Here is a 25,973-nt window from a genome sequence, read left to right on the forward strand (position 1 = left end):
CCACATATTCAACGGATAACCAAAGTAATCATTAAACCCATGTTAAGCAATCCATCAACACAACATGTTTGATATTACCAACAAATATGATTATCAGGTAACACATGCTTATACTCGTTATCCACAACCTAAAAGGATATAAAAAACTGATTTAGTTTTTTAGTATTTTTGAAATTTAATTGGTTAGTACCGTTTTTTTGATAATTATGAAACAAACATGAGACATCTCAACATTCTTTTAGTTTTCAGCCAGCCAAAATTCGTACATTAAACTTTGGAGATCTTTCATCTTATGAAGAACCGTTTGGAGTTTTGAATCGCGCTGGTTGAGATAGATAGAACGATTACCCCTTTGCAAAGCATGGATCCACATGGATTCAATAAGGTGTAATTTCTTCTCTAAGTTATTTCGGTGTGCTTTAGCATCGAGAAGCTCTTTGATCTTGTTCGGATCCTTCCCTTCTTTTTTTGCAATCCGTGAAGCATCTTCTATTAATGAAGATGTTAAATCGTATTCTAATGTGATACCTAATGCAACAAATCGTTCTGATGATTCAGCTACATTTTTGAAATAAGCGGAAATCTCATCTAGCTGTTTCTCATCTTGAATTTCTGAGTAAATCATAGAGTGAAAGGCAGATGAATACAGTAGATCATCAAGAGCTCCAACAAAAATATTGTATGCCAGGTCATAACCCACTTGGCTATAATAGTACTCCATGACTTTTGCCAACTGATTTTTAACTCGTTGGTCGATGACTTCTACAACAAAGCCAGCAGCGTACATTTTTTGAGAAACCCAAAGCAGAGCTCCTTCACTATCGAAAGAGCCCATTTCTTCAAATTCAGGATTCAATCCATGTACGACGACAAGCCAATCTCTTTTTTGCCTACATTCCAACCGTAAATTGAGATACTTGCCGGCTTTTTCAATAATGCTATTCATTTCTCCAACGGTTCGAACATTGAACGTACCGGAATCACGAGTGCCAGACGAGATGAGGTTTTTAACATATGTGACGTATTTTCTACTGGGTAAATAAACATGCTGACATAGCATGTCCAGAACAAATCGTTGAACACGACGATCCTCCGCCATAAATTCAGGTGAGGATAAGAATTTGAAATACTTCACATAGAGGGCTGTGTCTGTACCGCTGTAATCAACAATCGATGATGGATTTACAAAAAGCCTACCATCCTTCTCGTAGATTTCTCCTGTATATTTTGATTCAGATATAATTCGTTTTAATGCGGAAACAGATATGGAAAGCCTATCTTTAATTTCATTTCGTGTTAATGGGATCTCGCCATTGTAAGCAGCGATATTCCCGAGGAGCAGTTTGAATTGAAGTTTCTTTGGAGTATCGTACGTAGTATTTGAAGCTTTAAACATTTCTACCGAATGTTTCATTTTAAGAATCCCTTTCTCCTCACAACCTAAGAAGCGGCATAGAAAAATAAAGGGTTTTGCTTGGAAAATCGAAAAAAATATGATAAAATAATCTCAATAAGTTTCGTTTCCTTACAAAACCCTGCCAGGTGAATTTCTAATAGAGGTTGGTCGGTCAAAACTCTCCTCTACTAGAAATAGGTTGGGTTTTTTTTTATGTATTTTTTTTGAAAATGAAAACGCACTTGCTGATTAGCATGTGCGTATGGTGGTCTCGTAAATGAAAAAGATGACCTTCGCTAGAATCACAACTAGAGAGTTACCGTATAACATGGTCGTATCTTTCTTGTTGCAAAGCATGAGCATGCTAAGTTATTCATAGAATACAGCACTTTTAGAATGAACCCTTCAAATAGGTACTAAATTTTTTGTAACTATTATCTCCTGCTTTATCTAATGAAGAGATCTTTTAAAATGGTTTCATTTCTACTGATGTCAATTATAACAGTCATTAAATTGTATATCAAGATAAACACATTTTTTTTCATTGATTACACTCTACTTTTATTTATTTATGTATCGTTCTAATAAACATCAGATAAATATTTATTTTGAACTAACGTTCCTTATTTTCACAAGCTACTGCATTGTAATTGTAGGCAAATTGGTGTGCTGCTTAAGTTGTTCGCTGTGCCCCTTGAGGGTAACGCTCTCAGTCGGCAGGGGTTGTCCCCCCTGAACTTCCTCCAGTTGATGGATTTTTCTATCTGTTCAATGAAACATTGTTACATCTGTTTTCAACCTAAACAACTAAAATCTAAGTTAACAATTATACTCTTTAAATCGTAATCGTTATCTCTTGTATAATGTAACAAGTTCAATAAACAATGTTCGTTTAAACAAACACCACTGAATAAAATTCTGTAGTCATTGTCATTCACTTCTTCTAAGTAAGCTAAGTCATACGCACTGAGTAAGTCTAATTCTTCATTAAACCTTGTCTCAGAAATGGGTAGTAGTCTTCTGATTAAAGTTTCTCTAATTCCTAAAGCATCTTTGCCCTTAACATATTCCGAGCGTACAAGTAAAGCATAAAAAAACTCGCGAGTTATTCTTGGTAACTCTGATAATTGTTTAATAAGTCTGTTAAATGCTTCATTGATTATTGGAATATTTAAACTAACAGTCTCTTTTTGGTTAATATGTTCAACTAATCTTTCGCAACCGTTGTATAGGTAGGTAGGTCGTTGTTCTAGCCGGTCTAATAAAGATGTCGATTCTCCCGATGGTGTCGTCCCAATCTCAAAATCACTAAATAGTCTAATAAGATCACTTTGAAGCAAGTCATACACCTGTTTAACTTTTTCAACTGGAAGGGTAAGCAGAATTCTTTCTAAATCATTAAAATCCCAGATATCATTCTCAGCAACAAATTGAAGTTCGGTTGCGAGTTCAGAATTGATGGAGTAACTACGTTGCTTTGATCCTAAAATAAGAATAATATAACGATCATACCGCGATTTTTGATCCGTAGTTATCTTTTCTAGAGTTAAGTTTACCTTGCTTGAACTTTTATCAGTAGTTACTTGGATACCCAGCCTCTGAACTTCATCCCCCAAATCTAATCCTGGTTCATTTGATCTTGAGGTATTTAGGTTAACTAAGTTATACCCGTAGATTAAATTCACCAGTTCTTTGATGAAATCCTCACAATATTTGTTTAAATCAGTAAGACCTAAACTACTTCTGGTTTGAAGAACGAAACTTAATTGTCCAAGCCCGTCTAGTATATCCCCTAGTATTTTTCCTCTCGTTAGCATTTCTAAATGCCTCCCCAAATTATATTATTTTTCTTTTTTTCATGCGTTAATTTTAATTATTCAGTAAATATCAATATTCTCAATATTAATCTATGGAATAGCAGATGACAAACAATTACATTTTGTCAGGTTCAAAAGTGACTGTCCTTTATTTTAATGAAAAGTCGTTATAGAATAATCCAGAACACTCATTGTTTTGTATACTTCTTAAATTGAATCGGACTTGTAAGGGTATAATGAAAACGTAAAAGGCCTTCACTGCTGTAACAGTTAAGACCGACGAGTTATCAAGTTGTTGTGTTGATGTAACCGGGTCACGGCAATTTGCTCTGGAATAACTTCATCAAAAAACCACCATCAGGTCCCAACCTTAGTCGGTGGTTTTTTCGTTTTGGCTTGCTGTCTACGACGTTTGATCAATATATAGATTCTCAATATATTTAGCACCGACCGTGCTAATGCAGACAATCTTCTGGTGATCATGCAAAAACCTGTTACAGGCAATCACCTCCCTTTTCTTCGGAATGCAAAAATTCTCGATTGAAACATTGAACTCTTTACTCAACCGCTATATCAAATGTAACATCTGCTACCTTCCATGGTCGGAGTGACCTTTCTCTGAAAAAGTGAACATGAATGGATAAATCATGATCAAATTCATCGCCCATCTCGCTTCCTTGTTCTGATGCAACTACTTTTAGTACCGCAGTGGTATCACTCTTTTGGACGGAAGATGGGTCAACCTCTAAATCGTAAAGCTCACGTACGATCTTTCTCGATTTAGCAATTTGTTCATTCCTAATTTTTAACTGACTGAAAGCAGCTTGATAACCAGGTGAAAGGTAGGCGTTGGATCCATTCATGTATTCGGAAGTATCTTCATAATCAATGTTTCTCAAGTCTTGGGCTACAACCATCGCGATTTCTTCTACACTTAATGAAGGTTCGGCAATGTCTGCAGTTGTTTCATTTGATGGCTGGGAAACTTCTATGGTTTGCTCCGTTGTAGGGTTGGATATTGGGGCTTCCTTGGCCTGTGTATCATGGATTTCGTACGCGCTTAGCGGGCCATTTACGGTGCACCCACCAAGGAGAGCGGAAATAATGATGGTAAACATAATCCTGCTGCAATGCATGATTTCTCTTCCTCCTTGCAGAAAATTAGGGTTGATTAAATGGCTAAGGGAAGGTAAAATCGCCTCTTTTTCCTGGCTTTGTAATATACAATACTTACGTAGTATTTTTATACTGCGCCAGTTTCTTGCCGAGATTGTATTCGCTCGTATTCCCCATACTCTCCCTCCCCATCACTTCAGTGTTAAAACACTCTCTTATGAGCTAAGGAAAAAGGGATAAGTTATCCCCTACCCCTCTAGTCTCTGGTATGAAAAATCGTTGGTCACAATTGTTCCGCTGAAGCCGATTTTACCCTCATAAAGTACCTTTCCTTCGCGGTTAGTCAATGACCCAACACCTATCTTTTGGTCATCAGATATGGTTCCTTTAAAGACTCTCTTATCCGGTAGTAATAAGGCCCCTTCTTTAAGAGATTGACGCCCGAATGTCCCCTCAAAGAAGGCAGATCCATTTGCAGAAAGTACGCCGCTTACAATCTCACCTTTATTAAATAGACCTTTGATTTTTATCTTACCATCGCTTGATAGGTTCACGGTTCCTTCTCCATTCGGGAGACCATTTAACCAGGTACCCGTATATACGATATCTAATTTCTGTGAGAGCAACGTTCCCTGTCCATTTGGTTTGTCCGATTGATTCATCTGTCCAACATACTTACTTCCCCAATTTATCTTCATACCACTATTCCCTGGTATAGCCCAACCATCATTCGTAAAGATTCGTACGTCCTGCGTAGTCACCTCATTTAGTTCAGGAAGATTTACATCGACTGTTTGACCCATGGATACCCAGTGAACAGTACCTCCGATTGTCTCCACGAAGGTGATCGGTACAAACGTTTCCTTATTAATCAGTACTGCCGGGCTACCCATATCCTTTCGTTCTCCATTGAACAAAATGTAACGTGAGCCGGCATTCTCACCAACGCCTGATCCAGAATGAACTATTATTTCTTGGCCATTCTGAATTTTTATAAGGGCATCCATCGTGTTATCTTGGTACTTGATTTCGGCACCCAATGGTTCAAGTATTTTTCTTACCGGTACCATAGTAATTTCTCCAATTTTAAATGGTTTAGAGCCAGCTAACTCTTGTGATACTCCATTAATAAGGATATGTACTGGGGCGTCTTCTTGAGCAAACACTTGTTGTATATTTGGTGCTGAGCAAGCCGTTGTTAATAAAGCAGTACTTATGGATAGCAGCACCGCCATTCTTCTAATTGTCATCAATTTACCTCCAGGAAGTATTTTCTCTATCAATTGTAATCCATTTATACGCACTATGTAAATCATGTATTACATTAATTAATTATAATTTTTTTTTTTGGTTATGTTTCTATACATGAGTGGTGTGCAATTCATTATCCTCAACTGTGCATAGAATAAATGGGTCTAGCAACAAAAAAAGAGTAGTCTGTTAAACTAACAGACCACTCATTGAGCTAACGTTCCCTTTGGCTAATTGACACTTTATAACAAAATGGAGAATTCGGTTAATTTCAGGTTTTTGTAAGACTTTCGGTAATTCCAAGTTTTTTCATCTCGCTCATATGAAACTTTCTCCAGGCCTTATACTCCTCACGATGTTTAAAGAACATTACGTTATGGATCTTATAATATTCCTCATCATCGAGAAATCCATATGGTCCTGAAAGTTCGTTGCTTGTCCGCTGTAACAATTGGAATAGAGCATCATCCATACCTTCCTCATTATCAAAACTAGTGGAAAAATACATACTAGCCACAAACGCCTTTATCTCCGTTTCCTTGCAATTGGAACTTAGGTGATTAAAGAGATTTTTATACTTTATGAATGGAGAGCGCATTAAGAAGGTTGCTAAGTCTGACATTAAAGGTACATTAATAATCCGGTCTGTGTAAAAACTTTTTGCCATTAAAAACTCAACCATAAAGTCGAAACTAGCATTAACATAATCAGCAGGATACACCAATGAAGATAATTTCTTACTAAAATAATTTTTTTTGATTTCTCTCCATCTTTTTTCTTTTATAAAGTCCTGTATGTGATCACTAAGAAGGTCCAGATGTGGATCTATTTCTGGTTTTAGCAACTCATACATGGTTTGCGCCAAAATCCATGCAGCGCGATGATTGGAAAGTTTTTTTCCACTTTTAACTGATGTTCCGAAATCAAGAATTTTAATCTTTTGAATGGGTGTTATGATGATGTTATCTGAATGCAGATCTCCGTGATATATATTCTGATCATGAATATGATCAAGAGTTTCGATTATTTGCTTCGCTACCAAAGCTCTCTCATGAAAAGAGGGATGATTTTTTAACCAATTCCTCAAAGTCATACCGTTGATGAGATCTAGCTCTGCATAGATGTACCCTTCCGAAACTCCAGAATACTTTATATTTACCACATTAGGATGTTCAGCTTTTTTTAACTTTTTTGACTCTAACAATGCCTTCTCATCTTTCAGCCATACTTTTATTGCTAGGGCTGAATCTAAACGTGTGTCTATGCATTCCAACACAAATCCATTTATTCCCGCCCCTAAAAAGGAAACTATCTTTCGGTCTGAAAAAGTAACCATATCCTCCTCAATGTTTACAACATTCTCTTCGGGGTGGACAAAAACAAATGTCTTTTCTACAAAATGTCCCTGTACCTTCTCATGATGACACCCATCTTTGAATAATAATGCCTGGATTCCACATTCGTTTCTTGTCATTTTATCCTTAGTATCCGCATCCTGATTCATTAAGTTTCTAGCACAGATAAGAATTTCTTTAAATGCTGTTACAGCCTCATTTCTATCGTTTGTCACTTTGACACTAGTTTCTTGGTCCAGATTCTTTTCATCATCCCAGAATCTTTTCTTGACTAGGTATGTAGGCATTTGCTCCATCTCCTTACATGTATAGGCATTACCATGAATGCCATCAATCAATTTATTATATTCAATGCGACGCTGTTATTATCCTGTCCTCTAGTTGAACAAAAGCAGCTAATCCACGTGGATAGCTGCTTCGTTAGTTATATTGAGTTGTAGTCCTAGTTAGCTTATAAAACTACTACTTTACGATAGCAACAGGCGACTTGTTTAAATCATATCGAGTAATCTGACTGCTGTCGTTCATGTAATATAGAATACCTCCACCCTCATACACAAACGAGAACGGAGAACCATCGATTTCAGAGGTATTCATGGTATGCAACAATTTTAATTTGGTTGTCGCCGACTTGCTTGCCTGATAGATGGATACTTGAGAATCCTCGACCAGCATCACTGTACCATCTGATGCCGTCTGATAGCTCTTTGCAGAAGCCTTAACTGTTTGCATAACACCTTTACGGTCTATAAAAATAAAGTTGCCATTAGATAGAATTCCTGTAAATCCAAATGAAAACACATCCTTACTTACACGCTCTGAATTGTTCTGACCTTCTCGGTAAATTAAGTTACTTATCTTTTTAGTCCAAGCTACTTTGCCCTCTTTTGTTTTTGCCGTAAAGCTCGTAACATTGTTGCCAAGGTTTTTTTCTAAATATAGATATCCGTCATAACCCAGGCCAGCAAATACTCCTTCTTTGAAATCAAAATTATATCGAAATTGTTCTTTTAATTTTGAATCATAATAAGTCATACGACTTGAAGTTTTGCTTGTCCTATTAATGGTCTGCAGATAACCATCTACAAAGCCGTAATATATCGATGCATTCCAAGTATTCTTGCCCAAAAACTTACCTTTTGGGTTGTACCGGTAACTAATAACACGATCAGAGGCTGTCTCCAGGTATACAAACAGGTTACCGTCAGGCATCAATGACACTCCCGACAACGAACGTATCTTCTCATTAAAGTACTTATCCCATAGCACATGTCCGTCCGGGTGATAAGCTCTTAAACGCTGTTTTACAACCCCAGCCGCATTTTTGATCGGTGTGAGAATATACACTGTACCATTTTTATCGACTTGCGCGTATGTACCGAAGAAGCTAAAGCTAAGATTAGTTCCTGCTGTATAGCTGGTGCTGGACATTAGTTTGCCGGTCTTTTTGTTAAGAATGTACATCTGGTTGTCCATGCTCAAATAATTGTACGTTGTATCAGTAATTCTAACGTTGCTATTCGACATGTAAGTGTGTTCTTCTGGAACTGAAAATGTCCAATCCGGCTTGGGCAGACTTGCAAATTGGTTGGCAGATACACTGCTTGGATTGAGGCTGCAAACAAATAAAACAATTACGAATGCGAGTAAACCGTGTGCACGTTTCAAAAAAAGTCACCTTCTCTATAATTTTGTAGGATTTACAACTGATATATCGTCATTTAATTCGATATTATGAATAGACGAAACGTTTAGTGCATAGGAAAACACTCAGTTAGCTTTCAACCATTATCTCTATTTAATGAGGTGCTAAATTGATTTAAAAAGAAGCACTCAACTCAGATCTCTTATAATTAGAGAAAGAGTGAGTGCTCCTTTAAAAAAATTAGTTCACATTAAATACGAATTCAGCAGCCTCACCAGATGTTGATCCTCGTTTGCCTTTAATCAAAAGCGTATATTCACCAGGAATCATACTTGAGGCAGAACGCTTAAATGTATATAAGATACGATCATCGACTAGTTTACCCACTCCATACGTGAAACGTTTATCTTCCGGATCACGGACTTCAAAAGTAAACTTCTGAGCAACACCATCTACATTATTAGCTACTGAAGCAGTGAATACCACGTAATCACCTTCAACCTGTGCAGAGTACTGCACGTCACTGGCAACCGGTGGTTCAATCATGGAAGAAAGTACAGTAACCGTTTTGGCTTCTGAGTAGGAAGATACTTTCCCAGAAGTGCTGTATGCCTCAACCTTTACAGTGTATACACCAGCAGTGTTAAATACGTACGTCTTCTCTTCACCACTCACTAGGGATGCTCTTGTCTGTTGTACACCTTTTTCATTGTGTACGACATAATACAATGTGTATTGATCCTGCCCAGTCCCTGTAACATGCAACACACCATCTTCATCAACGGAAGCAGAGACCAGTGTAGGTACAGGTGGCAGGTCTACAACAAATTTACTAGCGACTATTTCTTTCGGTTCTCCCAGGATGGAACCTGCTTTTGGAGTAATTCGATAACTGTATTCTGTATTTAACTCCAATCCAACATCCTTGTACGTACTTTGCGTTGTCAGATTGTAGGTTTTAAGAACAGCTCCGTTAAGCATGCGTTCCAGCTTATAACCAGTAGCTCCATCAACTTTATCCCACACAAGTGTATTCGTGTTTTTGGTCTGTGTTTTTACTTCGAACCGTGTCATTTTTAAGTTTTGTTTAACCAAACCATTTTTGATTGCAGTGATACGTTTATTAAGTTGTGTTTTTCTTGAACTTGTTTTCAGCTGACCCACTGCAACAGATGCTAATTCATAGTCGTTTTCTAGCAAGCTAGTTTCAGCAAATTCTACAAGTGTTTCAGCGTCCATGATCAACTCATCATCTGTGCGAGTAGTATCTATCTTCGTTTTAAGAGCTTCAAGTTTTGTTAGCATATCGCTCTTAGATGAATCCGGAAGAGGATTTACCAAGGCTAGGGCATAATAATAGGTATCCCACGTTTTTGCACTTGTTGCACGGGTTACAGCTAAATTAGCATTCTGTACGGCTTTTGTGAGGCTCACTTCGGCCTGCAGCTTAGCTAAGCTCTCTGTTAGTGCATTTTTCTCCATACTTGCCGGCAAAGCATCAATAGCTGTTTTAGCCTTCGTCAGATCCGCTTGTTTTTTCGAACTCTCAGCTGCACTTAATTTCTCTTTTGCAGCATTGATTGCATCCTGGCTTTCTCCTACAGTCGTAATCTTCAATTGAACATCGTTAAGAATTTCAACCAGATAAGATTTCCATGCACCTTCTCTGAGCTTGTCCACGAGGCCTTTAGCCGTATCCAGATCAGTCTGCAGCTGACTTTCTTCGGCTTTGAAAACAGCCTCTTTTGCTGGACCAAGATTCAGTTTAAAGTCAATAATGGATTGGACACTATCCAGCCGAAGATTCAGTTTAGATTGATCCTCAGGTTTCAGCTCAGCTACCTGAGTTCGAGCAACATCTACGTCCTCTTGATTTCTAGACAGTTCTGCAACCCGGACCGAATTTGTTGCTTCAGCCAGTTGATTATTGTACTTGTCTCTTTCATCAATGATGTTTTGCAACGCATCAAGACGGCTTTGGAATGCAGTTTGATCAACTGGAAGCAAGGAGTTTACGAGTTCACGCGCATCATCCAGGTCATCTTGCAGCACTGTTGATTCTGCCTTCTTTACAGCATCTTCCGCTTCCTGTAGCTTTTCTTGATAGTTTTTATTAGAATCGATCAACTCTTGAACCACATCAAGCCGTGTACCCAGCGTCGCTTTATCATAGGCTCTCAGTGCTTTGATTAAGTTACGAGCAGCTGTAACATCCTCTTGTAACAAGCTTGTTTCAGCCTTCTCAACGGCTTCTGTAGCCGATTTTAATGTTTGTTCATAAGAATCATCAATGATCTCTTGAAGATTATCGAGGCGCTCTGATAAGTCCACCTGATCTTTGTCTTTCAGTTTGTCTACCAGATCTCTAGCATGATCAAGATCGGCTTGATCCTTTGTCGATTCCGCCTTGTTAACCGCTTCAATTGCTTCTTCCAGTTGTTTTGTATATTCTTGATCACCGTTAATTTCCGTTTGGATTTTATCCAATCTTGCTGTAAGTGCTTCTTGGTCACTAGTACGCAATTTTTCAACCAACCCTCTTGCCGTATCTACATCTTCTTGAGATTTAGTAGACTCAGCTTTTACTACGCTTGAAACTGCATGTGTAAGTTGCACTTGATATTCCTTTTCGGTATCAATAATAACTTGTACAGCATCGAGTCGTGCTGTAAGATCTGTCTGGTCTTCATCTCGCAACACAGCAACTAATACTCTAGCTGTATCTACTTCTGCTTGCAATAAAGAGGCTTCAGCATTTTCTGTAGCAATAGTAGCGGATCGAATCTGGTTAGTATAATTTTCTATTATCAAATTTTGAACAATACCTAACCGTATTAGCAAATTACCTTGGATCCCATCTGGACGAAGGGCCTTAACTAGTATTAGAGCAGCGTTGACGTCGACTTGTAAAATACTTTGCTCGGCCTTTTCTACAGCAGCGGTTGCTTCAGCAAGTTGCTGAGTATATTTATTATCAATCTCAGTTTGTACATTATTTAATCTTTCATTTAATAAATTTTTGTTTACATAGTCTGCTGGACTTCTTATTTCACTTACCAATTGACGGGCTGTGTCCACATCTGTTTGGGAAAGCGATCGTTCAGCTTGTAATACACCTGCAAGTGCTTTTTCAAAAGTATCTAATCGTTGTTGAACGACATCCAAACGATCCGAAAGATCTTTTTTATCTGTTTCCTTTAACTCACTTACAGATGCTCGTGCAGCATCAATCATAAATTGATCGAGTATGGATTCAGCATCTTCAACGGCTTTTTTGGCCGCCAAAAGTTTATTAGCGTAATCCGCATCACCATTAATCCAAGTTTGGACTGCGTCTAAACGAGCAGAAAGTTCGTCCTTTACAGTTCCACGAATCAGTTCTACCTTATCGCGTGCTGCATCCACATCGCTCTGTGTTTTGGATGTTTCAGCTTTGATAACCGCATCTGTAGCATCCTGTACCTTCTGTTTATACGTAGGATCATTTTGATCAACGATTTCTTGAACAGCGTCTAGACGTGCATTCAAGGATTCTCTGTTTTCATCTTTCAAAGCTAAATTAGCAACAAATTCTCTTGCTTCATCAATATAAACCTGTTGCTTCATTACTTCCGCTAAGAAAACCTTACCGATACCTGAAGCATAGTTATCTTCTAAATATAGAAAATCAATAACATAGCTTGCTTCAGAGTATTTCCCGTACTGATTAGTTGCTCTTGCATAGTAAGTTGTATCTTTTTGAACGTATATCCCAGACGAAGTACCATAATCAGCCCAATAATCGTTACCCTCTGATCTATATTGACGTTTAGTTGCATCAGATGGCCAGTTAATGATTAGCGTAGTCGTACCATCTTTATCACTCGTATCTTTAAGCGTAAAGGTTGGCGGTGCTGGGACTGAATCATCGATTGCACTAATCGTAAATTCGTTAATATCCGAGGAAACTCCATATTCATTCGTGACACGGGCTTCAAGTAGTCCATTCTCTGTGAAGGTTACTGTTTCACCAGAGTTTACAGTTGTCCATTCACCATTCTTAAAACGATATTCCAGTTTCAACTCATCAACACTTGTCGGACTAGTAAAAAGAATTATCATCTCATTATTACTGTACTTAGCAGTCATTTCAGGTTTCGCAGGCTTGCTACCAATCCCCTTAATCAAGTACGTTCCAACTTTCGATGTTCCTTGTGGATTGGTTACTCTTGCCTCAAGTGTTCCATTCTCAGATAAAGTGATGGTATCTCCGGAATTGATCGTTTTCCACCCGGAGCCGTTAAACCGATATTCCAGTATAAGTGTTGTATAGTAATCTGGATTTGTAATGGTAACATCGATTGTGTTGTCCTTCACTTGGCCCACTTTAAAAGTCGGATCCGCCAGTTGCTGGTTTGCAACATTCAGCAATACGGGTACTTTTACAGCGTTCTGTTTGAATCCAAGTTGGCCGACCGAACTATTACCCCAACCCCAGACTTTTCCTTCATGATCAATAGCAACAGCATGATAAGAGCCCATATAGATATTTTTAATATTCAATGAATCATTGACCAGGACAGGCCGTGGATTTGTATTTTCTTTTGCATCTGCAAGTGTACCGGAAGAACTTGTTCCGGCACCCCACACTGATCCATCCGAACGTACGACTAAAGAGCTTCTAGATGATATAGCGATGTCAATAACATCGTTAATTTGAGCATCTTCACCAGTATTCAAGGTGCCAAACTTATGTGGAGAAGTCGCATAAGTAAGGATGCTACCAGACGAATTTCCATAACCAGTTTGTCCATAATCTGTCTTTCCCCAGCCCCAAACCGTACCATCATTCTTTAACGCCAACGTTGAGAACTCGTGACTTACAACTTTCTTGACGTTTGTAAGTACTTGAACCGGAGCCGTGACTGAAGTTCGATCACCATTTCCAACCTGTCCATAGTCATTACTTCCCCATGCCCAGAGGGTTCCGTCGCTTTTGATTGCATATGGTGTTCTATAACCGGCAACAATCTGTACGACATCGGTGAGACCGGCGACCTGTTTTGGGATATGCTTCGTTCCGTCTTCGCTCTCCCAGTACATTTTGCCCCAGGTCCATACCGTGCCGTCACTTTTCAACGCCATGGAGTAGCTGATTCCGGAAGCAACTTGGATCACATCACTGATTCCCTCTACAAGTTGAGGGGTATTAACATCATTGCGACTAGCATTTCCTAAACGACTACTACCGATAGATTGGCCCCAGGCATATACACGTCCATCTGAACGGACAGCTAGTGTAGCGTCTTGGCCATAGGCAACATCAACAATGTTATCCAATCCAAATTGATTAAAAAACAGAACATTAGTCCGTTCATTAGTAGCTAGTTGGTACTCCGCGTTGTCACCCGTTCCATACCAATTGTTATCGCTTGTTTGGATCAGCGTCGTGTCGTAATTTAAAGCAGCCTTGACTCCTGTAAAAGACGAAGCTGCACTTGTTTTATCTGGGTATATAAATGAACCAGATAGCATGGATGCTGCGATCACAGCCGACAACATCCCTTTCAAAAATCTACGCTTCTTCATTTCTTGCTTTCACTCTCCATCTATGTAATATTTTTATCATCGCTTTTAATGATACATGTTTTAACGAGATTTGTAGGCAACCAGACGAGTACATTATGTTCCCCAAACGGGTACATTTTCGAAGAGATTTAAGTAAGTACTACATTTATGTAAAATACATGTAAATCGTTGGAGCGGCCCAATAAGTTCACAAAAAAAACTAGCCAATGTTTTTACCACTGGCTAGCTTGTCTTTACTGTAACGTAATATCGTGCGAAACAGGTTCGCTGTAATCGGATCCTCTTTTTCCTTTGACAGTAATCGTATATGTTCCTGCTGGAGTCGTCGCTATGGATCTACGGTAGCTATATTCAATCCAATCACCCGCAAGCTTTCCAACTGAATAATTCAACCGTTTCCCATCGGCATCATGCAGCTCAAACTGCAGCTTTTCAATTTTTCCATCCACGGTGTTGGAGACCGATGCTCGGAATATAACATATCCGTTCTCTACGGTAACTTCTTCGAATTTAGCATTGACCGGTGTAGGAGGTTCTACCATCTCTGGTTTAACTTCGATGTTGACTGGATTTGTATAAGAGGAAACTCTCTCACTCTGATTATAAGCTTCCAGTTTCAACGTATAGGTGCCAGCCTTCGTAAATCCGTATGTTTTTTCCTCATTGTCTTTCAGGAGGGAACGTATTATCCGGACACCCTTTTCATTGTACAGTACATAATACAACCGGTATGCATCCGATCCTGCTCCACGAACATGTAGAATACCTTCAGCATCTACTTCACCAACCAATAACGTAGGCTCTGTTGGAAGCGTAACTTCAGCTGTGCTGGCTTGGAGCTCCTTGCCTTCACCGTAAGTTGAATTGACCCTCGGAGTGAGACGATATGTGTAAGAGGTGTTCAGAGCTAGGCTACTATCTTTATACGTGGTCTGAGTAGAAAGTGAGTATGTTTTCTCCAATACACCATCAAGAAGTCGCTCAAGCTTATAACCGGTAGCCCCATAGACTTTATCCCAGGTTAGTGTAATGGAGTCTTTTGTTTTCGTTTTTACTTCAAAACGTTGGACCACTAGTGATGATTTTGTAAGATACTCCTCAACGACCTTGAGTCTCTTGTTCAAAGCTGTTTTAGATGAACTGTTTTTTAAATTGGAAACCGCTTCAGAAGCTGATTTATAGTCACTCATCGTTTTATTGCTTTCTACTCGTTCTACCAGAAGCGTAGCATACCAGAGAACCATTTCTTCTTCATATGCACTGTCCATCTTAACTTTTAATGCTTCTAAACGAGTTTCAAGCTTCGTTTTTGCATCACTATCCGGAAGAGCATTGACTTGAGCTAGTGCAGCTCCATACAATTCAACCGTTTTTGCACTTTCAGCACGCGTAACTGCCAAAGTAGCGTTATTGGTTGCCGTTGTAAGATTCATCTTCACTTGAATAGTCGCCATTTGAAAGAGGAAATCATTTTTTACATTACTAGCAGGCAGTGCATTAATTTTTGTTTTAGCTTTATTCAGGTCACCTGCTTTGAGGCTTCCATCTGCGATATTCAAAAGCTGTTTAATCTCTTCAATTTCCGCGTGTAATGTATTCAATTCTTGAATGAGATCTTCAACCACTTTAAGACGAGTAGTTAAATAATCCTTATATGCACCCTCTTCAAGTTTTTCCACGGTTAGGCGTGCACTCTGAACATCTCCATCATTTTGCGTCTCTTCTGCCAGTTCTACCGCTTTTCTGGCACTTTCAGTGTTCTCCAAATAGGTAATGAATTTTTGAACACTATCAATACGTGTTAACAATTCCGTTTTGAATGTAGAATCTGGAAGCGCATTAACTAATGTTATAGCCACCTGAAGGTCAGAAGAACGATAACTGCTTTCGGCCACTTCGACAGCTTCTCGAGCCTTAGTCATTTCTTCAGTCTCCACAGGTTCAGTTGGTTCATTGTCGATTTGTTTTTGTACCTGATCTAATCGATCGTGGAGCGAGGTCTGATCTTCTTCGTTGAGCTCACCGACAAGGTCCCTTGCTTGATCCAGATCATCCTGGTTAAACGTGCTCTCGGCTTTCTCCACGGCTGCAATAGCTGCTTTTAATTGCTGAGCGTATTCTTCAGCTGCTGTTATCAACGTAAGGACTTCATTTAAGCGCTGTTCATAGGAAATGCGATCTTCTTCGTTTAACTGGCGCACCAGATCTTGCGCAACACTAACGTCCACACGATTTAGCGTCTCTTCCGCCTTGCTAACAGCGTCCTCAACCTGGTTCAGAAGCTTATCATAGGCTTGATTTCCATCAATCGTGTATTGAACCGCTTGGAGGCGACTCAAGAAAAAGGCCTGATCTGTTGACTTTAATTGTTCAACAAGTGCCTGAGCTGAATGAACCACTGCTTGATCTAGCGTCTTTTCGGCTTTTGAGACTTCCTCTTCTACACGGATTAAGAGTTGGCTATAAGCTTCTAACTCATCAATCCTGGCTTGAACTGTTTCTAAACGCTTCAAGAATACGGCTTGATCAGTTGCATTTAATTGCTCAATTAAGACTTGAGCTTCATCTACAGTCGATTGGTTCAGAGTTTCTTCTGCTTTAGCAACGGTTTGTTCCACACGTGCTAAAAGTTGATTATAGGCTTCTTTTGAATCAATTTTAGACTGAACCACTTGTAAACGTTCCAAAAGGTTCTCCTGATCCTCTGATTTCAACTTCAATGTTACATCTCGAGCTTGGTCTACAGCCTCTTGTGTCTCAAGGATTTCAGCTTGGGACACCAAAGTCTTAGCTTGGTTGACCAAATCGCTGTATTCAGCAATTGCATCATCGATCTTCTGTTGAACAACATCTAAACGGAGATTAAAACCGGTTTGGTCTCCAGTTTTGAGTACGGAAACAGCGGCTCTTGCGCTAGTTACATCTGACTGATTCAACGATTCCTCAGCCAGTGTCACTGCTTCTTCAGCTTGTAAAAGCTTAGCATAGTATCCAAACTGATCTACTGTTTTTGACGAAATTGTGCTGTTTGTCGCAGCATCTTTGACTCGCGCGTAAATTGTACCGTCATTCATAATCGTGAATGGACCCGCATATGTGTTCCAATTTACATTATCGAAGGAGTACTCCACTACTGCTGCATCCGCGGGTGGTTGCAACGATACCAATAAAGAACCTTCGCTCACATCACCAGAAATTAAAATGTCTGCTGGTTCAGGAGGTATGGTATCGATATTGGTTATCTCATATTTCGTAATCGATGAAATATTTCCAGCAGCATCTGTGGCCCGTGCTTCTACTATAGAGTTCTTACTGATAAGTAGCGCGAGTTGATATCGAGTCCAGGCTCCTCCATTATAGCGATATTCGTTAATATCTGATGAAGATTCATAGTTTATTGTTATTGTCACCGGATTTTTCGTTGGTTTAGTGCTGCTAGCTGAAATTGTGGGTGCTTTAGGCGGCGTTCTATCAATGTTTGATACGGTATGGTTGCTTATAGCTTTGGTTCCATCTCCAGAACCTGCAACAGCAATAATATTTGTATTATCATTTACGGTGATAGGACCGGTATAGTTGTTGTACGTTACTCCGTTATTAACACTATATCTTTTTATACTTGCTTCAATAGGATAGGATATTGTGATTTGTACGTTTGTGTTAGTTGGGGTAGATGGAGTCTGTGTAATCTTAGGGGCAGTGATTGTGGTGCCAAGTAGATCTGATAGCTTGTATCTGTCTGATCGATTGCCAGAACCGGACCCACCTGTATAGTAATAATATTCGGCAACAACATATTTCACTCCAATGCCGAGTTGGGGATCAATTGTATTAATTAGTTCCTCTAAGTAGATATTGGGGTTTTCAACATCTCCCACCCCATCACCAATCGTCTTCTTTACAGTACCATTGACAAGTAAATCGTATCGATATCCTGCAGCAGATGTATTTAAACGGAGACTTAAAGTCTTCCCTTCAAACACGATGGATGTGGCAGCTGCTGCCTTGCCTGGTTGATAAACTGTTGTGCATAAGATCATCAAGATGAGCGCCCATATCGTTACCTTCTGAGTCATTTGTTTATTGAGAGTAAACATTGGAAAAGTTTGATTCTCCTTTATCATTTGATTTTAAAAGAGCACCTTCGAAGGAAGGTGCTCTTTGGGTTGTTTTACTGGCGGATCCAGCCATCTGGGGTTCCAGAAGGGTTTGTATCCGGATCGATGCCGCCGGTAGCGACTGTATCCATATTTGTGAGAACTGTGTTACTGGAGTCACGCATGTATTGAGAGACCAGGAAGCCTACCCCTACTGCGAGGGCGATCCCGCCCAACATCAACATTCCATTTTCAGTCGTCAAGGATGCGGACTGTTCGTTTTTCATCCAGTTACGGATTTTTTGGTTCATGAACTTATTCACCTCCTGCTGTATAGAATCTTATTCATTTCAGTAAGTTGCACTTTCTTAGGACGTACAACAGCATCACAGATCTCATTTGAATATACCGTCCCAGAAATGCATTTATCGGCTGAAACGGACTAGTGAACTGTTCCTATTGCATTACTGACGAATCCAGCCATCTGGCGTACCAGACGGATTAGTATCCGGATCGATACCACCTGCAGCAACTGTATCCATGTTGGTCAATACCGTATTGCTTGAATCACGCATGTACTGGGATACCAGGAAGCCTACACCTACCGCGAGGGCGATCCCGCCCAACATCAACATTCCGTTTTCAGTCGTAAGAGACGCGGATTGTTCGTTCTTCATCCACTTGATGATTTTTTTGCTCATGAACTTCTTCACCTCCATTGAATTCTAATAATCATCCTTGGTCCAAATCCTAACGAAAGTAAATACAATCAACTCGTTGTTAAACGAATTATTATTCTGTTGCTCGCCATGATCATACAACTAGGGGCTTCAGAGAATCTCTCAACGCACCAAAGTATGTTCCAGAAAGTATCAGTTTGTTATTGGCGAACCCAGCCGTCTGGTGTACCTGATGGATTTGTATCCGGATCGATACCGCCTGCAGCGACTGTGTCCATATTGGTCAGTACTGTATTGCTCGAGTCACGCATGTATTGGGATACCAAGAAGCCTACACCTACTGCGAGGGCGATCCCGCCCAACATCAACATTCCGTTTTCCGTCGTAAGAGATGCGGATTGTTCGTTTTTCATCCAGTTTGTAACTTTTGTTTTTGCAGCTTGAAACATTTCTTTCATTCCTCCATATATGTGATTTTTCGGTTAAACCGCTCATTGCCGTTCACCGTTCTACATGAATAATCATACTAAAAATGCTAGGGTTTCGTAAGTTTCTTATCGGGTACATTTTTATCCCCCTTTGGGTAATTTTCTTGATATATAAGGAAAAAAAGCCCCTCAGACCCTTCTGAGAGGCTAACACTTATGGTTGCTCAAACCATATCAATAATCTTGTTGGCAATCTGTTGAACAGGGACATTCCACAAATTCTGAGGGTTATCTTCCAACATGGATCGGACCGTTTCATTAATTCCGCCCTTAGCCGTATCCAATTCGGATTGTACTGTATTCATCTTTTCAACAACCCGTTGATCAAAGTGGTTTTCATCTAGTATTTGTTGAATCAGGCGTTCTCTAACTACACGTTCAGCATGTAGATCAAGTTCAGTAGAGAGTACTCTGGAAGTTGGAACAACTTTTCCTACGCCATGGGCCTCCATTTTCTCTTCAAGCCAATCAATAAACTGCGGGGTAGTCATAGCATTAAGCTCAACCCGATTGGACTGTAACCAGTCTCTCCATTCGTAAGAAACATAATCGGCAACCGGTCTATACTTGGTGCTTTCAAACGTTTCTACTTGTAGCCCAAGTTCCTCCGCTTCGTCCGGGTCTAAACCTAAATTGATAACTTTGACCCTCCGACCTGGTCTAGCTAAAGTTGCTTCCTGAAGTGTTTCAAATATTTTAGTACCTGCAGCGTCCGCGTCATGAATGCAAAAGAACTGAATCTCTTCATCCGTTTCTCCTAATAAGTCAAACAAATCTTTCACTGCTCTTGAGGCATATCCTTTCGATGACAGTAAGGCACAGTCATATTTCTCCGGAAATCCCACGTCCCTAAGGCTTGCAAAATACCCCTCTTTCTCTATAAATATAATTTTGTTAAACGTCCACTGAGGTCTGTTATAATTCTGGACCGCTATAGTTCCAAGTGGTATTTCTTCTCCGGTATGTGGGTGATACAAGGTTCCTCTTGGATCCCTATACATTCCTACTATATTTCCGTAATATGCTTCATACTCCGTTATAACTTGGCAGAAGTAGTTATAGTTCAGCTGTTTACCGCCGAATGCCTCCATTATGTAAGGGCGAATAGCATAATATAATTGCCGCTGACTAAATATATATTTCCCATCTCCACTTGTCTTTTCAATAGCGCTATCTAAGTTTAGTATAATGACTTCTCGCTCATTATGGCCGGCAGAAGCTAGAGATTGATTATACTTTTTGACTTTGGCTACTGCCTTCTTCAATGCTTGTTCGATAGCGTCTGAGAATGGTCGGAAATCTGGCTCCTTACCATCTGATTTAATAGGTTGATGTGGTGTGCTTACATTCACGTAAAAGTTCGTGGGTCTCGATCTCAATGTAATGTACAACCCACCTCCGTATATATCAGAGGTTGCCTGCTTGGTAGAAACTCTTAAATCTGCAGCCACTGGAGTTTTGTTTACTAGGATGTTAATGCTCGACTGTTCTATTCTTTCTCCATCTGCATCACCATTATTCACAACCCATGCCTCTACAACGACAGGTATTTCAGCATGATGTCTTCCTCGTATCGAAGTAAGTTTAAAAGAGCTATAGGTCTTGTGATATTGAGTATCTCCAAAGTTTCGGTTTACTCCGCCTAGTTTTCGAGGGGGAACCTTTTTGATGTTTCTACGCAGTATACTCAATATCTCATCGGCAGAATTAAAGTCTACTTCAGCTGTAGTTATGGAATCGTCATAACCGATTTCTTCATGTACTGAGTTCATCAGCTCCTTTGTTTTGGAAGCCGTAGCACCAAACAACCCTAAAAACTCTCTAAGGGTCATAGAAGCAGAATTAACAAGTTCAAAAAATGCTTCTGATGTATACCAGTATGGCGACGATTTCCCTTTGTACATCTCGCCCCCTTTAGAGAACTGAATGGCCAATCTACCCCAAATCAAAGTATTTTCGTTAATGGACAGACCCAATCGTACTAAGATGGATGTTCCCTGATGTTCGTCATAACCAAGAAATTCCTTAACACTTGTCCCATCGTCTTGCGGGATGATTTTGTACTTCTCTCCTCGAGTAGTAACAATGATATAGCCGTTCGTCGAGATAACTGCACCTGTTACTACCCTTAAGCCATTACCAAGGGCACCGCGTGATGGTACTCTTAGGAGCTTCGAAGAGATCATCGGACGATTGATTGAAAAATATTGTTCCAGCCATTCGGGATCCATTCCTACTCCGTTGTCTACTACTTTAAAACTATAGCTATCAACCAATTCCAATTCACAATCACCTGCTGCATCAAGAGCATTATCTACTAGTTCCTTCACGACCAACTGGGGAATAAAGCTTCGATGAACACCAGCCTTCTGACACAAGGTATCAATATTTCTGAATAACTTCCAATCCTCACGAACAAGTTGCAATTCGATCACCTTTCTTCCTTTTATTTATGACGATTACATCGTAAGCCCATTTCGAAAAATGACAACTTGATGAACTGAACACAAAAACACGCTTAAGCACTGTCTGGCTTAAGCGTGTGGATCCCGTTCGATTATGTTTGTTATATAAGCTTTAATGTAATTCGAACTCAGTATTTTTAGGAAGCAAAAATCTGTTTTTTCAAAAATGTCAGGAACTCTGCGTCTCAATTAGTGTCATGTATACCGCTTCTGCTCTCTGTCGAGGATTTGCCATCAATAACTCAGCAACCGATTTACAGTTGAATTTTTCAGGTGACCAATCACAGACTACTCTCCCTAAATTTCTTACGTAAGTTTCAGCATCGTACGCTATTGCTTTTGCTTGAATTTCAATTGAAGCAATAGGCTCGTATGAGTAGCACGGTGTATCGTAATTCTCTAATCCCTCGTAATTCGTCAATTCAGCTAGCGCCTGGTCAAGTTGCTGATTGCTCATTTCCTTAGCCTGCATGCTTCTCCCTCCCCAAACTTACCTAAATTTCCGCTCAATGCAACGCTTCATCAACATCTCCTCCTTATTAAAGCCCTCTTTCAGACGCCATTTGATCAATTTTTTTATAAAAACCTTGCATTGAAACAGGTACATCGTTTTCAATACATTCGCGTACATAATACTTAAAGCCCTCACCAATTTCAGCTAGCCAATCAACACCGATTCCACCTTCATATGCGGAGTCTTCATAAGCTTCCAATTTGGCGAGAATATTCTGTGCCGTCATCATCATGTATTCTCCTTTTTTGGGAGGCCGCAAGTCTGCTCCCACTTTATTTTCTAATTTAGACTTTATCCTAATAAAAGAATGTTTCGTTAGTTAAGTACAATTTCAAATTTCCCGATTGAACGTTCACAATAAGCACAAGTTAAGTAAAATGATCGTTTATCTTCAGGCATTTCTTGAATATCTACAGGTGGAGAGATTGTCATCTTTGTTCCACATAAGCAATTCACATTTAAAGAAACCTGTATTGCGTTTGGTAATTGGGATAACTTTACTGTAGCTATGCTAATACACTCCTTTCTTATTTATTTCATGCCTTAACTATATTTTGAGAACCAGGGCAAAGACTTAAATTAAACCTGCGACTATCATAAAATCAAATCTTTAAATTACAACTATGATCCATAAATACAAAAAACACACCTGGAGTTGTATGCTCCAAGTGTGTCTAAATGACAATCCTGATCGACTAGAACCGTTTAACTTATTTTTAAAGTTGCATTATTCGTTTATTATTGCATCAATTCGTTGCATTTGCTCAAGTGTTAACTTCATTTCAAGTGACGACGGACTTGAGAAAAATACACTAAGCCTAACGGCTAATTCGGATCTTTTTGTCTTATCTAAAAGATCATCTAGCGATTCATACAAATAGTAGTCTGCTGCATATTCTGTTTTCTGTCTTAGTTCATCTGTAACATCAAATTGGTATTCCTGATAACCAATCTTAACGGTTACGTATTTCCTACCAACTTTAGTTACTACTCCTTCGACATATTTAGAATTACTGTATCTGCTTGTGTTAACACCCAAAGTTAAATATGCAGTATCTCCAGTCTTAAATTGATAGTTGGCCATTACTGTTTCACTCCTTATAGACTGCTATTATAATTTTTTTGATGCTGCAAATTGCTCTTCCCTATCAATTATCTCCTTTGTAATTAATCTTCTCTAAGTTCGGTGCTACTCGTTGATATAATTTAAAAACAATCCGCCTCTTGAACTTCTCAGAGATAATATTAGTGATGGAGACCTTCGAGATTGTGAGTTAACTTATCTATAAGTTGTTGATCCTTTCTTTCCAACTCAATAAATCTAAGACTACTTCACGATAATCCTTTTCAAAGGGATATCCCCCGGCAAGCTGAACACTGAAAGTTTCCTCGATTTTATCCCATTCATCACCAAGGTGAGACCATGCTAGGATGACTTCATCCAATGCTTTCAAAAAGTTTCCCAATTCAATTACCTCCTGGATAGTGTCTTCTTGACTTAAATTCAATTCTCTCTAGACTAAACTGATTGGTATATAGTTTGAGTAAATTCCCAGATTAGAATCGTTGATGGAAGTAAGTAGTAAGTTCACTTTTCCTTACGTCACTTAAATAGTTCGTTGACATTTCAATAGAGAAAATATATTTATCCAACGCTGTTTTAAAAGATAAGAAATCACCTGTTCTAACGAGACCAATGCTTTTTCGGAAGTAGTACTCTACTATGGATAGAGGTGTTTGAACTAATTCTTTAAAAGACTTATCGCCAAATTTCTCAATATAATCTGCAGGATCTAAATCTTGAGGCATGTGTGCGATCCAGAGACGAATCCCATAACGCTGCAGATTATGAATTGCTTTTGAAGTTGCTTTTTGACCGGCGAGATCACCGTCAAAACATATAATAGCTTGATCTGTATATTCACTAACCATACGAGAATGGTGGTTGGATACAGAGGTCCCCAAGGAAGCAACGCCAGTCTTACAACCAGATTGCCAGGCTGCCACAACATCTACGTATCCTTCAAAGAACACTAATTTTGTGTCTTCTGAGATCTGACCTTTTACTCTATTAAAATTGTACAAATGTTCGCTCTTTTTAAAGATTGGTGTTTCTTTCGTATTCAGATACTTCGGTTTTATCTTATCGTTCATTGCTCTGCCGCCGAAACCAACTACCTTCGAATCTGTGTCATAGATTGGAAAGACAATTCTACCTCGGAAATAATCATAATATTTTCCGGCATTATCATTTCGGCCGACCAAACCACATTCCAACATTAAAGCTAAGTTAAAACCTGCAGCCTGCAGGCTTTCGGTAGCGAACCCATTGATGTCAGGGGCATATCCGATATTAAATTCCTTGATAGCTTCGAGCGTGATTCCCCTTTTTTCTGTGAGGTAGGTTAAGGCTAACTTCCCATTACTACTCAGCAAATATTCATGATAGACATTAGCCAGGTAATCGTGGGCTTCGTACATCGATTTCACCTCATTAAAGCGTTCCGATGATTTACGCAGGAGGTGACTGTAGTTTTCGCCAATATAATCTTCCTGGATCTGCTTTATAACTTCGGTTGCAGTAGAATCCGGTTTTGATTTCTTAGCCATAGTAGATAAAAAATCATAGTAGTCGCCCATTTTTCCGCATACAGGACAGTTGAAAGATTGTTCTCTTTGGTCCACAATAAAAGTTGCTTTCGAGTCATCATGGAAGGGACAGAACGAATAGAAATGTTGACCCGATTGGCGTAATACTAGGAAGTCTTGTATCACGGTTACGATGTCTATCTTTTGGGCAGCTTTTGTTGCAAAATCTCTACACATCTCATCAAGACCAGTCATTTGAATCATTATTGGTTTCCTCCATTATGTTTAATTGTTATCGAGCGTTTTTAAGTATTGTGGGATCGATATCCGTTTCAGCTGGTGATCCTCTGTATTCTCTAGAATTACCGAAGGGAAAGTACCCTTGAGAAGAAATGATTTCATGAGTAAAGCATCTCCATCAAACGTGACCAGCTTACCTACTTTAGTCTTGAATGTTTTAGATAATTCATCCGTAAAGACCAAGTAAGCTAAACTACTTACGTTTTCAATCTCGAGACTATAATCAATATTTTGTCTTTCGCAGAAGGACGTTATAAATGAAGAGAGTCTGGCTAGTTCATTTTCTTCAGGCTGCCAGATACTACTGTACCCGTTATCCAGAGCATCTTGGAAAATAGCTAAAATCTTCTTCTCCCAATCTGGATCATGTATATGGTTCATTTCCAGCTCTTGCTCCAGTTTCAACATATGGAGTTGAGTGAAACTTTCACGTATATCTTTTACATGCCCTATAACCTCGATTAAGAGTTCTTCGTTTAGAATGCCGGCCATATTGCAAGACATTATAGTGAACCCGGCTGCCGTGGTTACCTTTTTGGATAAAAGCTCCTTGAATGAAGCCTCATCACTCGAGATGAGTTCTTCCAGATTTACACCTACAACAGCTCGTATTTTTTTTTCAGTCCCTGCTAGTAAGATAAGGTCGTCTTTGCAATAAGGCTCTTGAATAAATAAACGGTTCATAATTGATC

At 39.3% G+C, this 25,973-nt stretch carries 18 protein-coding genes; all 18 read right to left on the reverse strand.

The genetic code is table 11. The features are described from left to right. Positions 1-238: 238 nt before the first annotated feature. The 18 genes from P5G61_RS21845 to P5G61_RS21930 all read right to left on the reverse strand — a co-directional run bounded on the left by P5G61_RS21845 (position 239) and on the right by P5G61_RS21930 (position 25,965). The gene (locus tag P5G61_RS21845) at positions 239-1,414 is read right to left on the reverse strand and encodes a hypothetical protein (protein ID WP_024630883.1); all 1,176 of its coding nucleotides are present in this window, start codon (positions 1,412-1,414) and stop codon (positions 239-241) included. Between the two features lie 776 nt (positions 1,415-2,190). Then, positions 2,191-3,213 carry an SMEK domain-containing protein gene (locus P5G61_RS21850; protein ID WP_024630884.1) on the reverse strand — a complete coding sequence of 341 codons (1,023 nt, stop codon included), beginning with the start codon at positions 3,211-3,213 and terminating at the stop codon, positions 2,191-2,193. A gap of 557 nt (positions 3,214-3,770) precedes the next feature. Beyond that, complete coding sequence (locus P5G61_RS21855) at positions 3,771-4,331, reverse strand: hypothetical protein (protein WP_024630885.1); 561 nt, start codon at positions 4,329-4,331, stop codon at positions 3,771-3,773. 246 nt (positions 4,332-4,577) lie between these two features. Continuing rightward, complete coding sequence (locus P5G61_RS21860; RefSeq protein ID WP_024630887.1) at positions 4,578-5,579, reverse strand: stalk domain-containing protein; 1,002 nt, start codon at positions 5,577-5,579, stop codon at positions 4,578-4,580. 272 nt (positions 5,580-5,851) lie between these two features. Further along, complete coding sequence (locus P5G61_RS21865; RefSeq protein WP_081717995.1) at positions 5,852-7,273, reverse strand: protein kinase domain-containing protein; 1,422 nt, start codon at positions 7,271-7,273, stop codon at positions 5,852-5,854. A 124-nt stretch (positions 7,274-7,397) separates the two neighbouring features. Continuing rightward, the gene (locus P5G61_RS21870) at positions 7,398-8,603 is read right to left on the reverse strand and encodes a hypothetical protein (protein WP_024630889.1); all 1,206 of its coding nucleotides are present in this window, start codon (positions 8,601-8,603) and stop codon (positions 7,398-7,400) included. A gap of 217 nt (positions 8,604-8,820) precedes the next feature. Continuing rightward, positions 8,821-14,148, reverse strand: coding sequence for an RCC1 domain-containing protein (locus tag P5G61_RS21875; protein WP_024630890.1), 5,328 nt, complete (start codon positions 14,146-14,148; stop codon positions 8,821-8,823). A 233-nt stretch (positions 14,149-14,381) separates the two neighbouring features. Continuing rightward, a complete protein-coding gene (locus P5G61_RS21880) occupies positions 14,382-18,272 on the reverse strand; it encodes a hypothetical protein (protein WP_152532923.1) in 3,891 nt (1,296 codons plus the stop codon). Between the two features lie 47 nt (positions 18,273-18,319). Next, positions 18,320-18,556: a hypothetical protein gene (locus P5G61_RS21885; protein ID WP_024630892.1), complete on the reverse strand. Its 237-nt coding sequence runs from the start codon at positions 18,554-18,556 to the stop codon at positions 18,320-18,322. A 153-nt stretch (positions 18,557-18,709) separates the two neighbouring features. After that, positions 18,710-18,946, reverse strand: a complete 237-nt coding sequence (locus P5G61_RS21890) for a hypothetical protein (RefSeq protein ID WP_024630893.1) — start codon at positions 18,944-18,946, stop codon at positions 18,710-18,712. Positions 18,947-19,125: 179 nt separating this feature from the next. Continuing rightward, entirely contained in the window at positions 19,126-19,374 is a 249-nt protein-coding gene (locus tag P5G61_RS21895) for a hypothetical protein (RefSeq protein ID WP_024630894.1), read from the reverse strand. A gap of 203 nt (positions 19,375-19,577) precedes the next feature. Beyond that, complete coding sequence (locus P5G61_RS21900; RefSeq protein ID WP_024630895.1) at positions 19,578-21,848, reverse strand: ATP-binding protein; 2,271 nt, start codon at positions 21,846-21,848, stop codon at positions 19,578-19,580. Positions 21,849-22,047: 199 nt separating this feature from the next. Beyond that, on the reverse strand, positions 22,048-22,350 hold the full coding sequence (locus P5G61_RS21905; protein WP_024630896.1) for a hypothetical protein: 303 nt from the start codon (positions 22,348-22,350) through the stop codon (positions 22,048-22,050). A 67-nt stretch (positions 22,351-22,417) separates the two neighbouring features. Continuing rightward, positions 22,418-22,621, reverse strand: coding sequence for a hypothetical protein (locus tag P5G61_RS21910; protein ID WP_024630897.1), 204 nt, complete (start codon positions 22,619-22,621; stop codon positions 22,418-22,420). Between the two features lie 498 nt (positions 22,622-23,119). Continuing rightward, positions 23,120-23,476: a beta barrel domain-containing protein gene (locus P5G61_RS21915; RefSeq protein WP_024630898.1), complete on the reverse strand. Its 357-nt coding sequence runs from the start codon at positions 23,474-23,476 to the stop codon at positions 23,120-23,122. A 199-nt stretch (positions 23,477-23,675) separates the two neighbouring features. Continuing rightward, complete coding sequence (locus tag P5G61_RS21920) at positions 23,676-23,858, reverse strand: hypothetical protein (protein ID WP_024630899.1); 183 nt, start codon at positions 23,856-23,858, stop codon at positions 23,676-23,678. A 91-nt stretch (positions 23,859-23,949) separates the two neighbouring features. Next, positions 23,950-25,245 carry a DNA primase gene (gene dnaG / locus P5G61_RS21925; protein ID WP_024630900.1) on the reverse strand — a complete coding sequence of 432 codons (1,296 nt, stop codon included), beginning with the start codon at positions 25,243-25,245 and terminating at the stop codon, positions 23,950-23,952. Between the two features lie 21 nt (positions 25,246-25,266). Continuing rightward, complete coding sequence (locus P5G61_RS21930; protein ID WP_024630901.1) at positions 25,267-25,965, reverse strand: hypothetical protein; 699 nt, start codon at positions 25,963-25,965, stop codon at positions 25,267-25,269. Positions 25,966-25,973: the final 8 nt, after the last annotated feature.

This window comes from Paenibacillus vandeheii, assembly GCF_030433635.1.
GTDB lineage: Bacteria > Bacillota > Bacilli > Paenibacillales > Paenibacillaceae > Paenibacillus > Paenibacillus vandeheii.